The 13,774-nt window shown below is 60.5% G+C and carries 12 protein-coding genes; 9 read left to right on the forward strand and 3 right to left on the reverse strand.

The genetic code is table 11. The features are described from left to right. Positions 1–75: 75 nt before the first annotated feature. From WNY80_RS09675 to WNY80_RS09710, 8 genes are all read left to right on the forward strand, one after another. Positions 76–864 carry a DNA-binding transcriptional regulator gene (locus tag WNY80_RS09675; protein ID WP_342887158.1) on the forward strand — a complete coding sequence of 263 codons (789 nt, stop codon included), beginning with the start codon at positions 76–78 and terminating at the stop codon, positions 862–864. Positions 865–979: 115 nt separating this feature from the next. Beyond that, a complete protein-coding gene (locus tag WNY80_RS09680) occupies positions 980–2,053 on the forward strand; it encodes an Ldh family oxidoreductase (RefSeq protein ID WP_342887159.1) in 1,074 nt (357 codons plus the stop codon). 205 nt (positions 2,054–2,258) lie between these two features. Next, positions 2,259–3,182 carry an SMP-30/gluconolactonase/LRE family protein gene (locus WNY80_RS09685; protein ID WP_342887160.1) on the forward strand — a complete coding sequence of 308 codons (924 nt, stop codon included), beginning with the start codon at positions 2,259–2,261 and terminating at the stop codon, positions 3,180–3,182. Positions 3,183–3,489: 307 nt separating this feature from the next. Continuing rightward, on the forward strand, positions 3,490–4,389 hold the full coding sequence (locus WNY80_RS09690; protein ID WP_342887161.1) for an amidohydrolase family protein: 900 nt from the start codon (positions 3,490–3,492) through the stop codon (positions 4,387–4,389). Positions 4,390–4,657: 268 nt separating this feature from the next. After that, positions 4,658–5,446 (forward strand): helix-turn-helix domain-containing protein, encoded by a 789-nt coding sequence (locus WNY80_RS09695; protein ID WP_342887162.1) that lies wholly within the window; start codon positions 4,658–4,660, stop codon positions 5,444–5,446. Positions 5,447–5,903: 457 nt separating this feature from the next. Continuing rightward, positions 5,904–6,665, forward strand: a complete 762-nt coding sequence (locus tag WNY80_RS09700; RefSeq protein ID WP_342887163.1) for a glucose 1-dehydrogenase — start codon at positions 5,904–5,906, stop codon at positions 6,663–6,665. An 87-nt stretch (positions 6,666–6,752) separates the two neighbouring features. Further along, positions 6,753–7,985 carry an ABC transporter substrate-binding protein gene (locus WNY80_RS09705; protein ID WP_342887164.1) on the forward strand — a complete coding sequence of 411 codons (1,233 nt, stop codon included), beginning with the start codon at positions 6,753–6,755 and terminating at the stop codon, positions 7,983–7,985. Positions 7,986–8,323: 338 nt separating this feature from the next. After that, positions 8,324–9,076: an IclR family transcriptional regulator gene (locus WNY80_RS09710; protein WP_342887165.1), complete on the forward strand. Its 753-nt coding sequence runs from the start codon at positions 8,324–8,326 to the stop codon at positions 9,074–9,076. On the opposite strand, the gene WNY80_RS09715 is transcribed toward WNY80_RS09710, so the two are convergent. The 3 genes from WNY80_RS09715 to WNY80_RS09725 are packed head-to-tail and all read right to left on the reverse strand — an operon-like array spanning position 9,063 to position 12,480. Then, positions 9,063–9,968 carry a DMT family transporter gene (locus WNY80_RS09715; RefSeq protein WP_342887166.1) on the reverse strand — a complete coding sequence of 302 codons (906 nt, stop codon included), beginning with the start codon at positions 9,966–9,968 and terminating at the stop codon, positions 9,063–9,065. The two genes, WNY80_RS09710 and WNY80_RS09715, sit on opposite strands and share 14 nt — an antisense overlap. Positions 9,969–9,997: 29 nt before the next feature. Further along, positions 9,998–11,698: an FAD-dependent oxidoreductase gene (locus WNY80_RS09720; protein ID WP_342887167.1), complete on the reverse strand. Its 1,701-nt coding sequence runs from the start codon at positions 11,696–11,698 to the stop codon at positions 9,998–10,000. Positions 11,699–11,727: 29 nt separating this feature from the next. After that, a complete protein-coding gene (locus WNY80_RS09725; protein ID WP_342887168.1) occupies positions 11,728–12,480 on the reverse strand; it encodes an SDR family oxidoreductase in 753 nt (250 codons plus the stop codon). A 154-nt stretch (positions 12,481–12,634) separates the two neighbouring features. Here WNY80_RS09725 and WNY80_RS09730 point away from each other — a divergent pair, with 154 nt between their 5' ends. Beyond that, on the forward strand, positions 12,635–13,669 hold the full coding sequence (locus tag WNY80_RS09730; RefSeq protein ID WP_342887169.1) for a TRAP transporter substrate-binding protein: 1,035 nt from the start codon (positions 12,635–12,637) through the stop codon (positions 13,667–13,669). Positions 13,670–13,774: the final 105 nt, after the last annotated feature.

A 13,774-nucleotide genomic window follows, 5' to 3' on the forward strand; every position in this document is an offset into this window, starting at 1 on the left:
CGCTGAACTTGGCGTTGACAGATGTGTTTCACAACGCTTTGATACCTGCGTTTCGCCTGATGAAATGAGGATGCCGTGGGAATACGTTCAATCGAGCGGGCGCTGGAGGTTCTGCAAGAGCTCAACCGGCAACCGGTTTCGACAATCGCCATGCTGCATGCGAGTACCGGCCTGCCCAAGCCGACACTGGTTCGGATCCTCAAAACACTGGAAGAGAAGGGCTATGTCGACAATGATCCGCGGCTGGGCGGATACCAGGTAACAGCCCAGGTCTCATCCCTTTCCGGCGGCTACCACAAGGAGCCGATGGTGGTTGAGGCCGGCCGCCCCTGGGCGGTGGCGCTGACACGCAAGCATCAGTGGCCGCTATCGATTGCACTCTTTGACAATGATGCAATCGCCGTCAGGTTTTCGACCATTCCCGACAGTGCAATATCGCCTTTCCACCGAACTGTGAACATGCGCCTTCCGATTCTGACGCGCGGACTGGGGTTGGCCTATTTCGCCTTTGCCCCGAAAGAGGAACAGGATTTCATCGTCTCGATACTGCAGAAATCCAACGACCCTCAAGCAGGCCTGGCGCGCAATCCGAAGCGTCTGGAGAAAGTGGTCGAGGAAATCAAAGCACAGGGTTTTGCAACGCGCCCTGCAGACATCGAACCGAGAAACTCCAACACGATCGCAGTCCCTGTATTCAATGGGGAAAGTCGCGTTATTGCCAGCCTCGGACTGACCTATTTCCGGTCTGCATTCGCCCACACCAGAGAGGCAACCGAACGGTATGTTCCAGTGCTGAGCCGAGCATCCAACGAGATCACGGTTGATCTTGTAAGATTGTCGAAAGCAACACAGCCAGGCCCCTGAACCAGCCCGATTTCGACAAGCGAAATGGAAGCAACCGGTCTGGCCATGTGAATTGACAGAACAGCCCCCCATCTTCAAGAGCACCCATGTTGCGGATGCACTTGGAGATGGCGGCATGCAGGACAATGGCGATTCCCTGAAACTTCCGGCAGACACAGCCAAAGCGATGGCGATGCAACTTATCTCGGCAACCGGGGTGCCGGATCACACCGCATCAGTGGTTGCCTCAGCGCTTGTCGATGCCGATCTGGAGGGAAAGACGACGCATGGCTTGTTGCAATTGCCGGTTTACCTACACCGCTTGAAAGCCGGAACGATTGATCCGCAGGGGCAATTGGAGACGGTGCAAGAAGGCGCTGCCTTTGCAGTGTGTGATGCGCATTGCATGCTGGGCCATGCCGCGGCACTGCAAGCAATGGCAATGGCGATGACGAAAGCGCGGCATGCAGGTGTTGCGGTCGTTTCGGTTCGAGGAGCCACCCATTTTGGTGTTGCAGGACGCTATGCCCGTCAAGCCGCGGCAGAAGGACTCATCGGAATTGCCATGGCCAACACCCGGCCGATGATTGCAGCACCGGGCGGGGCAGAGGCGATTGTCGGAAACAACCCGCTTGCCATTGCCATTCCGACCCGGAGCACGCCTGTTGTCCTGGACATGGCGATGAGTGCCACTTCGATGGGTGCCATTCGCATGGCTGCGGCGACCGGGGTTCCAATTGAACCTGGCCTGGCCGTTGACGACCAGGGGATCCCGACAACTGATCCCGTTGCTGCCATCTCCGGCATGTTGGCGCCAGCCGGGGGGGCCAAGGGTTTCGGGCTGGCACTTGTTGTCGATTTGCTGTGTGGATTGCTCTCCGGCGGCGCGATGGGAACCGAGGTGGCATCAAATTATGCCCCGCCAGAACAACCGGCCGACTGCTCCTGGCTGTTTATCGCCATCGATCCATCGGCTTTCGGCGACATGACAGAAATCACCGCCCGTGCGGAAACCTATGTGAACACTGTTGAAAGAGCACGTCGAACACCGGGCGCGGGCCCGGCGCATGTTCCCGGCCGGCGCAATGCAAATGCGGATTCCACCACCGAAAACCACATAATCATTCCCCGCTCAACCGTAGAGAAATTGCAGCTTTTCGCCATGGAAATTGGGCTGCCTGATCTCATCGCGTGGCCAAAAACAACTTGAACGAATTTCATTCTTCGCTCCCGGCCACGATCACGGACACAGGCCGGACCGGTGACGAGGTCCTGGGCCTTGAGCAGACGGTTTTCCAGGGACAGGTCAGCGACGCACTCCTTCGGTGCGCTGGGCGTGATGGGGGTGAAACTCCATGCGCGAATCCTAAAAACGGCTCTTTCTTCGCAAGTGGAGCTATGCAAGATGTTTGCGCATGGCCCTACCTGAAGGAACGTCGATCAACGGCAATACGATGAACAGCCAGCCCCCGGTACGCTTGTCACGCGAACCCGACCTGTTGGGTGAAAGCCCGGTCTGGGATGCCGAGCATCAATGCCTGTTCTGGATCGACAGCATCCGGGCAATCGTTCATTGCTACACGCCGGCGACCGGCAAGCTGCGGGATCTGAAGATGCCTTCGCTGGTGGGGTCGGTCGGCCTGGCTGAAGACAACCGTCTTGTCGTCGGATTGACCGATGGTGTGTATCTCGTCGAGATCGACACGGGCGCGATCGAGCCGATCTTTCAATTGTCGCCGGCAAATCCCAGGGTGCGCTTCAACGACGGCCGCGTTGATCGCCAGGGGCGGTTCGTGACCGGGACAATGGCGACGCTCGAAGACGAACCACTGGGGGAGCTCTACCGCATTTCCGGCAAGGACGGCCGGGCCGAGCTGCTGGCAAACGGCATACGCATCACCAACTCCCTGTGCTTCACGGCCGAGGGCGACGCGATGTTCTTTTCCGACAGCCTCGACCGCATGGTTCGCAAATATGCCTACGGGGCAGAGATCAACGAACTCGGCAGACCCGAGGTGTGCATCAACACCGCGCCCTTCGAATCCAGTCCGGACGGAGCGGCCATCGACAGCCAGGGGTTTGTCTGGGTGGCCCTGGTGCAGCAGGGCAAGATCGCCCGGTTCGACCCGGAGGGCCGGCTTGACGCCATGATCGACACGCCGACAGACATGCCGTCATCGGTTGCATTTGGCGGCAAGGACATGACGACACTGTTCGTCACGTCCATCAAATCCACCGAGTCGGGCCGCGGGATAAGCCGCCATCCGGACGCCGGGCACCTTTTTGCCATCGAGAATATCGGTGTCAAAGGGGTACCGGAACCCCGTTTCAGGCTCTAGGCTAAGATCCACGCCCGCCGTGCGGTTGCCCGGCAATGGCAGCAAGACCGGGGCCCGTTCGAAGTCCGCCGCTTCATGGATATGAATTAGCACGGCGTGGACGATTGAGAATTGACCTGCAGGCGAAGCGGGCCCACATTTTAAGCATTATTGCGGAGCTTCGCATTCGCGAGCGATTGGGAAATCGTTCGCGACGGCACCACGATCCTGAGCAGGATGGTGCGCGGAGACCGCCCCTTGGCGGCAAAGATCGGGAGATGCCGATGCAATCCGGAGCTGTTAGCCGCGTTCCTGTCGGAGACATTTCATGCGGGTAGATGCGCATTTCCATATCTGGGACCTGGAAGCGCATCGTTTCCCCTGGCTGCAGCAAGGCGAACCGATGGTTCGGCTTTACGGCAACTCGGCGCCGCTCCGGCACTCGTACCGGATCGAGGATTACATCGCCGACGCCCGCGCGTCCGGGGTTGAGGCCGGGGTCTACGTCCAGTGCGGGATGGAGGATCCGTTCGAGGAAGTGTGCCATGTTCAGGAACTCGTCGACACAAACAGGTGCGACAACTTCCCGATCATGATCGTCGGCCATGCCGACCTGTCCAGCGACGGGTGCGCGGAAGAGCTCGAGCGTTTTGCGCAGGTTCCCAACGTCCGGGGCATACGCTATTCGATCGCCTGGGCTCCCGATCCGGTCGCGACATTCGCGCTAAAACCCGTCGCACTCTCCAGCGACAGTTTCGTGCGTTCCTTCACTGCCTTGGGCGAGCTGGACCTGCGTTGGGACTGCCTGGTCTATCCGGCCCAGATGCATGACCTTGCGGCGCTGTGCGAGAAGCATCCTTCAACCGCGGTTGTCATCAATCATACCGGCCTGCCGCTCGAGGCGGGCGATCCCGGCCTCAATCGCTGGCGTGCGGGAATGCGGGAACTTGCCCAACACCCGCAGGTCTCGATCAAGATTTCCGGGCTCGGAATGGTCCGGCACGACTGGACAGGCCAGGGCGTGTCCTGGGCACAGGATGTCATCGCGGAAACGATCGGGATGTTCGGCAGCGAGCGCTGCATGTTCGCCAGCAATTATCCGGTCGAGCGGCTGGCTTCGCCGTTCGAGGACGTCTACCGCGCCTACGAGACAGCGGTTGCAAACAGACCGGAAGAAGAGCGCCGCAATCTTTTCGGCGAAAATGCACGCCGCCTTTACGGATTCTGAAGCCGCCGCCTGCCCTGTTGCAGCCGCCCGGGCGGCGTGAAGCATTGTCCGAACAGACGCTGCCATGAAACTGGCACAGATTGCCCATCCGCAATCTCATTCCGGGCCATGCCGGTGCGCGGGAACCGGCAGATGTCCATTGCCCAATCCGTGATGCCCTGCCTTCGCAGGGACCACGGTTTTCTCAGCCCCTTGGATAGTCCGGCATATTTCATATATGTGAATCAACTTCACATTCGTGCATATGGTGTGGCGACAGGGGGAAGGGATGCAATCATCTCAGGTGAAGTCGGCGACGCGGGCTATCGAGATCCTCGAACTGTTCAAGCGGATCCGGCAACCTCGCGCGATGTCCGAAATCGCCCAGGCGCTCAACTATCCGCAATCAAGCACGACAGTGCTGCTGAAGACGCTGGTAACGCTTGGCTACCTCCATTTCGACCGCCGCGAACGGCTATATTTCCCGACCCCCAAGGTCGCGGCTCTGGGCGACTGGGTTCCGCGGGCTCTGTTTGGAAATTCTCGTGTTCTGGACGCCATGCGGGACGTGCATGCCGCCACCGGCGAGAGCGTGGCAATCAACATCAAGAATGACGTCTACGTCCAGTACGTCCAGGTGCTGCAATCGGTCCACGCGCTTCGCTTCCACGTCGAGGAAGGCACGGTTCGTCCGCTGACGCAGACAGGGCTCGGCTGGACGCTGATGTCCACCATGACCGACGAGAAGATCGACAACATCGTGCGGCGCGCAAACCTGGCGACCGAGAAATCAAAGCGCGTCACGATCAGCGACATGATGGAGAAAGTCCGCGAAATCCGCGCCAAAGGCTACGGCTTCGCCGAGAACATTCCTTTCCCGGGCGGGGCAACATTGTGTCTTGTGCTGCCCGTCACCATTCATGGCCAAGCGGCAGTTCTGGGCCTGGGCGGTGCGGCAGGACGCATCCGCCAGAACCATGACCGCTACCTTTCGATCCTCAGGCACGCGGTGAGCTCGGTCCAGCCATCAGACCTCATCGAGCAACCAGGCGACCAGACAATCGACATCGGCTCATAAATCCCTGTTGCAGGGTAATGCGAAAAATTGCCCGCCTTGCGGATCAGGTCGTGCTGCAAGTCAGCCGTCTTGACCGCGCAGTGAAACAGCACTTGGCACAACGCGGGGACCTGCCGGCACCGGCACAGCGGCGGCGGGTGAGAGCACGATCCACCCGGCACACTGTCTGCGCACACGTTTCCGCAACTGGCGTGGATTTCGGCATGCGGCCCCGCGGGAGGCCACACGGCAACCCGACTGGCCGCGCGGCGTCTTTTCAGAGGAACGCTTCTTCACGGGATCGTCCGCAATCGATGAGCCTAACATGAAAACGACTTGAACAGGAGCCCCGGATCGACAGCAGCCGCCAAATTCAGCCCGCTGAATTTGGCATTTCCGGGCGTGTTTTTGGCGACGAGGCAAGGGGCGGGATCTATAGTGGCAGGCAAGGTCGAGTGATGCTGGGAGGCGGAATTACATGAGATTGAAAGACAAGGTTGCTGTCGTTACCGGGGCGGGTTCCGGCTATGGCGAGGGCATCGCCAAGGCGTTTTGCGCCCAGGGCTGCAAGATTGCCATCCTCGATCTCGACCTGCCCGCCGCAGAACGCGTGGCCAACGAAATCAACGCCCTGCAAGGTGCCGATGTCGCCCTGCCCATCCGCTGCGACCTATCGAATGCGGCGGACATCGCTGCTGCCGTCGAACGCACGGTCGAAGCCTATGGCGGCCTCGACATAGCCGTCAGCAATGCCGGCGTGTCGCAATTGCCAAAATCGGCGATGAAGGTCACGGCCGAGGAGATGGATCACACATTCGCGGTGAACACCAAGGCGATCCTGTACATGGCGCAATGCGCGATCCCGGAATTTCGCAAGCGTGGCGGCGGTGCACTGCTGACGATCGCATCCACGGCGGCAATCCGCCCCCGGCCCGGCATGGCGGCCTACAATTCATCGAAATTCGCCGCGGTCGGCCTGTCAAAGACACTGGCGCTTGAACTGGCCCGCCACAGTGTCCGCGTCAACGTGATCTGCCCGGTCGCCGGCGAAACGCCGATGATCGACAAGTACATGACCGGCGACCCGGTGCAGAACCGCCAGATGCTGATCGACACGATCCCGATGGGCCGACTGGCGCAGCCGGCGGATATCGCCGCAGCCGCCCTGTACCTGGTCGAGGACGGCAGCAGCTTCGTCACCGGCGCAGTGCTCGAGGTGGACGGCGGCCGCAGCATATAGCGGGATACATCACCAAGGGTCGCCCTGGCTTTTGCATGAAGGCCAAACGGGAAATTCCCGGCAACGCAATTTCAGAAGGAGGAATGAATGCGTTACAATCTCATCAATCAGTTCAAGAGGGCTCTCACGGCCTCGGCCATGGTCGCGGTCGCGTCCACGGCGATGGCCGGCAGCTATACCGATGACGTCATCCGCATCGGCATCATGAATGACCAGTCCGGACCCTACGCCGACAATTGCGGCCCGGGCTCGGTCGTGGCAGCCAAACTGGCCGTCGAGGACGCCGGCGGCGAAATCAATGGCAAGAAAATCGAAATCGTCGTGGCCGACGACCAGAACAAGCCGGATATCGGCCTGTCGACGGCCATGCGCTGGATCGAACGCGATGGCGTCGACACCATCGTCAGCTGCTCCACCTCGTCGATAGCGGCGGCCGTCCACGAGATGATGGCGGAAAAGCAGAAGCCCTACATGCTCGCCGGTACGGCATCCGCCTTTTTCACCAACGAGAAGTGCACGCCGATGACGACGCAGTGGCTGCAGGACAGCTATGCGATGCCGAAGGCCGTGGTCAACTCGCTGATGGATATCGGTCTCGACACGTGGTTCTTCATCACGGTCGATTACACCTTTGGCAAGGCGTGGCAGGACGATGGAACGAACTTCATCGAGGCTCGCGGCGGAAAGGTCGTCGGCTCGGTTCTTCACCCGCTGAAGACGTCCGACTTCTCGTCCCAGCTGCTGCAGGCCCAGGCCAGCGGCGCGAAGGTGATCGCGATCGCCAATTCCGGCGCCGACTTTGCGAACACCATGAAACAGGCCCAGGAATTCGGCCTCAGCGGAGGGGATCAGAAACTGGTTCCGCTCGGTCTCTTCATCAACGCCGTTAACGGCATCGGGCTTGATAACCTGGCGGACGTCACGCTGACGACGCCGTTCTACTGGGATCTTGACGACGAGACCCGGGCCTTTACCGAGCGCTACAAGGCCAACTTCGATGGCCGCTACCCGAACGAGCCGCAGTCCGCGACCTACAGTGCCGTCAATCACTACCTGAAGGCAGTTGCGGCAGCGGACACCGACGAGGGTCCGGCGGTCACCGCCAAGATGCAGGAAATCCCGGTCAACGACTTCCAGATGAAGGATGTATCGATCCGTTCTGACGGCCAGGTCATGCGTCCGCTGTATCTTGCCCGCATCAAGAGCAAGGATGAATCGAAGGGCGAGTACGACTTCTACGAAATCGTGTCCACGATCGATCCGATGCAGGCCTGGCGCGCAGTCGAGGACAGCTCCTGCCCGCTTCTGAAGTCAAACTGATTAAACGTTAGCTGTCCCTGGCTGGTTTTTCAGCCAAGCACCTTTGCCCGCTCAGGTTCGTCCTGGCGGGCATTTTTTTTGCGCGAACGGCTTGAGGATCTGCACATGCCGCGCCGTCCCCGGCCGGAGCGGATCATCCGTGACACCAGCCTGAAAGATCACGATGCAATCGCTCCCGGGATCGATCTGTCTGAAAAGACAACGTTCGGGCTTAAACAGGGACGACAACTTCGCTTCAAAGCGATAATAAGGCGGCCAAGCAAAACAGCAATTCAGGGGGGCTGTCCGTGAGCAGGGACGTGTCTGGCAAACCTCGTACGCCAAGGGGAGTGCAATCGGTGGAAACCGGGGGCGCCATCCTGATGGCACTGGCAAAAGCCGGCGGTTCGCTGAAACTGCGCGATCTTGCGGAGCAGCTGGATATGGCCGCGGCCCAACTGCACCCCTACCTGGTTTCGTTCCGCAACATCAACATGGTCGAGCAGACCGAGACCGGCCAGTACCAGCTTGGTCCATTCGCGCTGCATCTCGGCTTGACCCGGCTCAACAACCAGAACGCCTACCGTGAAACGATCCGGCGCCTGCCGGCGCTTGCGGAGAATCTGGGGCTGATGGTGACGGTGTCCGTCTGGGGCCTGCACGGGCCGACAATCGTCTACCTGCAGGAATCGGAAGCCCGCATCCACTCCAACGTGACGCTGGGCGGCGGTTACATGGTCACCGCGACGGCCACCGGCAAGGTCTTTGCCGCCTTCATGCCGGCCAAGCAGACCGAACCCATCATCAGGGCGGAACTGGAAGGCCGGGTGGCGCAACTCTATGCCATTCCGGAAGTCAGCGAGAGCGCCTTTCGAGCCGAGGTCTCGACGATCCGCGAAAAGGGCTATGCCATCACCAGGGATCTGCCAATTCCCGGTGTCAGCGCCATAGCCGCGCCGGTGTTCGACCACACCGGAACGGTGCAGCTGGTGGTGACGCTGATCGGCCCGAGCAATTTCATAGATGTCTCGGAAACCGGCGCCAGCCTCGAACAACTAAGGCGCTTCACCGGCGATCTGTCACACGATCTGGGCCACATCACTTCCGGCTGAAAAAGCGCGCGACCTGATCGAGAGACACAATCAGGCCCCCTGATGCGATCACCACGCCCAAGGTCTGCAGGGCATTGGGCCACTGCCGGGCAAGGGGGATGGCAAGAAGGACCGCCAGCGGCGGAACCAGCGCCGGAAACAGTCCCGCCAGACCCGAACCAAGCAGGCTGATGGAACTTGCGAAGACAATGATCGCCAGGCTGCCGCCGATGGCGCCCTGATAGATTGCCTGTTCGATCCATGCCGTCAGGGGCAAAGGCGCGGGATCAAAATACAGAATATAGAACGGCAGGAAGAAGACGGCGGACAGGATTGATGTCGCTGCCGTGGTTGCGATGGCGGGCAAGCGCCAGCGTGCCATCAGATAGATGAAAACGCCCCACAACGATCCTGAACCGACAAAGCAGAGGTCACCCAGGATCGCGGTGTCGCCGGAACCCGTTGTGACCGGGCGATCTGCAGCGATGGCCATCAGGCCGATGATCAGCACGGCGATGCCCAGCTTGCGGTTGACCGACAGCCGCTGTCCGTCCAGCAGAATTGGAAGCATGTTGGCGACCAGCATGGACATGCCGGGCGAAATAACGACCGCATGAGCAAGTGGCGCAAGTCCATAGCCGGTGTTGAACAGGAAGGCGAAAGGCGGGCCTATGATGCAACTGAGCATGATCGCACGGGGAAGTGTCAGGCTTGGCGGCAGCTTGCGCCATTGCACCGCGAGCAACGGCGCCAGGATCAAGCCGGCAACGCCGTAGCGCAAGATGGCCAGGTCGGCACTTGTGAAGCCCTCGGCGCGGCCGATTTCGACACCGACATTGTAGACCGCCCAAAGCAGGGCGGCGGCAAGGCCAAGGCCGACACCCTTGATGGTACCCGCCTTGCCCGCCGCCATGCCTGTTGCCCTGCCCGTAGCCCCGGTTGTCACGAATTGGCGCCGGACATGTGCCGTGCCGCAATGTAGCCAAAGGTCACTGCCGGTCCGAGCGTGATGCCGCCGCCGGGGTAATTGCCGCCCATGATGCTGGCCGCATCATTGCCTGCGGCATAGAGACCGGGAATTGGTTTTCCGGCCTCGTCGAGCACGCGGGCGTTTTCGTCGCTGCGCAATCCGGCAAAGGTTCCGAGGTCCCCGACCACCAGCTTGACTGCATAGAACGGGCCGCGTTCGACCGGCGCCACACAGGGGTTGGGTTTGTGATCGGGATCACCCAGCGAGCGATTGTAGGATGTCGAGCCCTTGTGAAACTCCGGATCATCGCCGTTGCGGGCATGTTCGTTGAAGTTTGCCACGGTGCGTTCGAGCTGCGCACTGTCGGCGCCGATCTTGCCCGCCAGTTCGGCAAGCGTGGCACCTTCATACAGATAGCCGGAGCGGATGTGGGAGCGGTAGGGAACCGGGCTCGGCTTGACGTAGCCGAGGCCGTATTTCCGCAGGGTCTTGTGGTCGGCAATGAAGAAGGCACAGATTTCGCCCTGCTCCTCATTGCAGGTTTTCACCATCGCCTGGCAGAAATCATGATAGGAATTGGCCTCGTTGACGAAGCGCTTGCCCGACCGGGTCACGGCGATGACACCGGGCTTGGACCGGTCGACGAAATGCGGGAATGTTCCCAGCGTGCCGTCGGGACGCGGCGGCCGCGAGACCGGCACCCAGGCAGCGCTGTTGGGAAGCGTATCATCGACGGTGGCGCCGATGGCCTCGCCGAGACGCAAGCCGTCTCCGGTGTTGCCGGGAGGTGCCGGAGAGGCGTGCTCATAGCCATTGGGCGCATGCGGGAACAGGGCCTTCCTGCGCACCGGGTCCTGCGGGAAACCGCCGGCAGCCAGCACCACGCCACGACGGGCCGTGATGTTGACCGGCCCTTCCACCGTATCGACAATGGCGCCAGTCACCCGTCCGTCCGCCTCGCGAATGAGTTCTCGCACGGGCGCACGGGTCCAGATCGGAACATTCTTGTCAAAACAGGATTTGGCCAGCCGTGCGACCAGCGCGTTGCCGTTCATCAGCCGCATAGGGCGGCCGTGAAACGCCATGTCGCGCAGGAACTTCAGGAACAGTTTTGCAACGTAGAACGCCGAGATCGGCGACCGGGTGACATTGAAGAAATGCAGCAGCTCCTTGCCCGAACCGATCATCATGCCGAGGAAGGTGATCTCGGCCAGCGGCGGCCGCAGCCGCTTGATTTCACCCTTCAGCTCGCGGCCATCGAACGGCCGCGCCACGATCGAACGGCCGCCATCCATGCCGCCCGGTGCGTCCGGATGGTAGTCGGCAAAAGTCGGCCCGAGATCGAACTGCAGCGAGGTCTTTTCCTCGAAGAATTCGACCGCCTTGGGACCGGCCTCGAGAAAGGCGTCGACACGGCGGGCGTCGAAATGTTCGCCGGCTTCATGCTGCAGGTATTGCCGCGCCTTTTCCGGGCTGTCTTCCACTCCGGCCCGCTTGCCCGGGGCATTGCAGGGGATCCACATCCAGCCTCCCGAACGCGCGGTGGTGCCGCCGAAGACCGGCTCCTTCTCAACCACCAGAACATCAAGATTACGGTGCGCGGCGGAAACTGCGCTGGACAATCCGCCGGCTCCGGAGCCGACAACGAGAACGTCGCAAACATGGTTTTTCATTGAATGACTTTCTACTGCAATTTCAGACATCAACCGGCCAAATAGCCGCCGTCGACAGGAAGGATCACACCGGTGACATAGCTCGACATCTGCGAAGCGAGGAAAATGACCGGGCCGACAAGTTCTTCAGGCTTGCCGGTGCGGCCAAGCGGCGTGTGCATCATGAAGCGCGAAATGGCGGCATCATTGGCGCGGGTGGTTTCGGTCATCGGGGTATCGATCACACCCGGCGCAAGCGCGTTGACCCGGATACCGCGCGGGGCAAGCTCGTGCGCCAGGGCCTTGGTGAACTGCCCTATGGCACCCTTGCTGGCGACATAGGCAGGAATGCCGGGGCCTGCGGCCAGCGACATGATCGATGCAAGATTGACGATGCGGCCGGCGGTCTTTTCCAGCTGCGGCACGAAGGCCAGCGTCATGTTCTTGGTGCCGTCGACATTGACGCGGAAGGTTGCATCCCAGTGCTGGTCAAAATCCGCATCGCCAATTCCATGGCGGCGGATAATGCCCGCATTGTTGACCAGAATTTCGGCGTCTCCGAGTTCGGTGGCAACGATCCGGGCAAATTCCTCACACTGCTTGCGATCACTGACATCGGCCCGGCGGCTGATCGCAACACCATTGTCGGCACGGATCATGGCAGCCGTTTCCTCTACCAGGTCCTCGTTCAGGTCGCACAATGCAAGCCGCGCTCCGGCGCGTGCCAATCCGATGGCGATTGACCGGCCGTTGCCCTGTCCGGCACCGGTGACGACGGATATCGCTCCATTCAAATCCTGCATGATCGCTCCAAATTAGGTTATTGCTAATTCGTTTGATTATAGATAATACTTCTCAAGGACAAGCGCTTGTCGGAAAATTCGACACGCCATCTAAACGGAGGTCCGGTGTGCAGGATGATCTGCCACCAACAAGAATTACTCAGGGAGGTTTCACATGAGAAAAACGATTGGCGCTGCAACCATGGCGGTTGCGATGATGTCTGCCGCTCCGGCAATGGCCGAGAGCTTCGATCTGCAGAGCGTGTTCGGCCTGCAGGTTCCCTCGATCGGACCGAGCCCTGTCAAATGGGCAGAACGTGTCAAGCTGATGACCGGTGGCGACATCGACATCAAGGTTCACGGCTCGGGCGATTTTGTTCCGCCGTTCGAAGTGTTCGGCGCTGTCAGCTCCGGCGCGCTGCCGATGGGATTTGACTGGATCGGTTACTGGGCCAGCACCATTCCGGTCGCCAACCTGATCGGCTCGATGCCCTTCGGCCCGACCCCCGATGTCGCGCTTGCGTGGATGTTCGAAGGCGGCGGGATGGAGATCATCCAGAAGGCCTACGATCCGCATGGCGTCAAAGTCATCCCGTGCCATCTTGTCGTTCCCGAAGCCGGTGGCTGGTTCAACAAGGAAATCAACACGGTTGAGGACTTCAAGGGCCTGAACATGCGCATTGCCGGCCTTGGCGGCAAGACGCTGGCGCGGCTTGGCGCCAACACCCAGCTGGTTCCTGCCGGCGAGATCTATGTCTCGCTCGAAACCGGCCGCATCGACGCCACCGAGTTTTCGGCTCCGCAGCTCGACCTCGGCTTCGGCTTCCAGAAGGTGGTGAAGAACTATTACTTCCCGGGCTGGCATCAGCCTTCAAGCTGGGATTCGATCATCATCAACATGGATGTCTGGAACGGTTTCAGCGAAGACGTGCAGAACATCATGGTCGAAGCCTGCAAGGCCAACATCACCTTCAACCTGGGTGACCAGTTGAATGCACAGGCCGATGCGATTGCCACTATCCGCGAAGCCGGCGTTCAGATCCGCCGGTTCCCCGATGAAGTGCTGGCAGCCATCCGCACCGAAGCAGAAACGGTCCTGACGGAAGAAGCCGCCAACGACCCGATCTTCAAGGAAGCCTACGAATCGCTTACGGCTTACATGGACCGCGTTGGCGAATGGGAACGGCTGCAGGCCATCCCGGCAAAATAGTCAGCAGCGACATATATTTGCTGATTTGACTTCAAGAGCGCATCCCGGCCCGCAATGTCGGGGTGCGCTTTGTCTTGATTACCCCATTGGCCGCAAGCCTGAACT

Origin of the sequence: Hoeflea sp. AS16 (assembly GCF_038900095.1) — a bacterium.
Classification (GTDB): domain Bacteria; phylum Pseudomonadota; class Alphaproteobacteria; order Rhizobiales; family Rhizobiaceae; genus Hoeflea.

Excerpts from the sequence above, each read along its gene's own strand:
- WNY80_RS09680 (WP_342887159.1), top strand. The coding sequence starts at position 980 with ATGCAGGACAATGGCGATTCCCTGAAACTTCCGGCAGACACAGCCAAA.
- WNY80_RS09685 (WP_342887160.1), top strand. The coding sequence starts at position 2,259 with ATGGCCCTACCTGAAGGAACGTCGATCAACGGCAATACGATGAACAGC.
- WNY80_RS09690 (WP_342887161.1), top strand. The coding sequence starts at position 3,490 with ATGCGGGTAGATGCGCATTTCCATATCTGGGACCTGGAAGCGCATCGT.
- WNY80_RS09695 (WP_342887162.1), top strand. The coding sequence starts at position 4,658 with ATGCAATCATCTCAGGTGAAGTCGGCGACGCGGGCTATCGAGATCCTC.
- WNY80_RS09700 (WP_342887163.1), top strand. The coding sequence starts at position 5,904 with ATGAGATTGAAAGACAAGGTTGCTGTCGTTACCGGGGCGGGTTCCGGC.
- WNY80_RS09705 (WP_342887164.1), top strand. The coding sequence starts at position 6,753 with ATGCGTTACAATCTCATCAATCAGTTCAAGAGGGCTCTCACGGCCTCG.
- WNY80_RS09715 (WP_342887166.1), bottom strand. The coding sequence starts at position 9,968 with ATGGCGGCGGGCAAGGCGGGTACCATCAAGGGTGTCGGCCTTGGCCTT.
- WNY80_RS09720 (WP_342887167.1), bottom strand. The coding sequence starts at position 11,698 with ATGAAAAACCATGTTTGCGACGTTCTCGTTGTCGGCTCCGGAGCCGGC.
- WNY80_RS09725 (WP_342887168.1), bottom strand. The coding sequence starts at position 12,480 with ATGCAGGATTTGAATGGAGCGATATCCGTCGTCACCGGTGCCGGACAG.
- WNY80_RS09730 (WP_342887169.1), top strand. The coding sequence starts at position 12,635 with ATGAGAAAAACGATTGGCGCTGCAACCATGGCGGTTGCGATGATGTCT.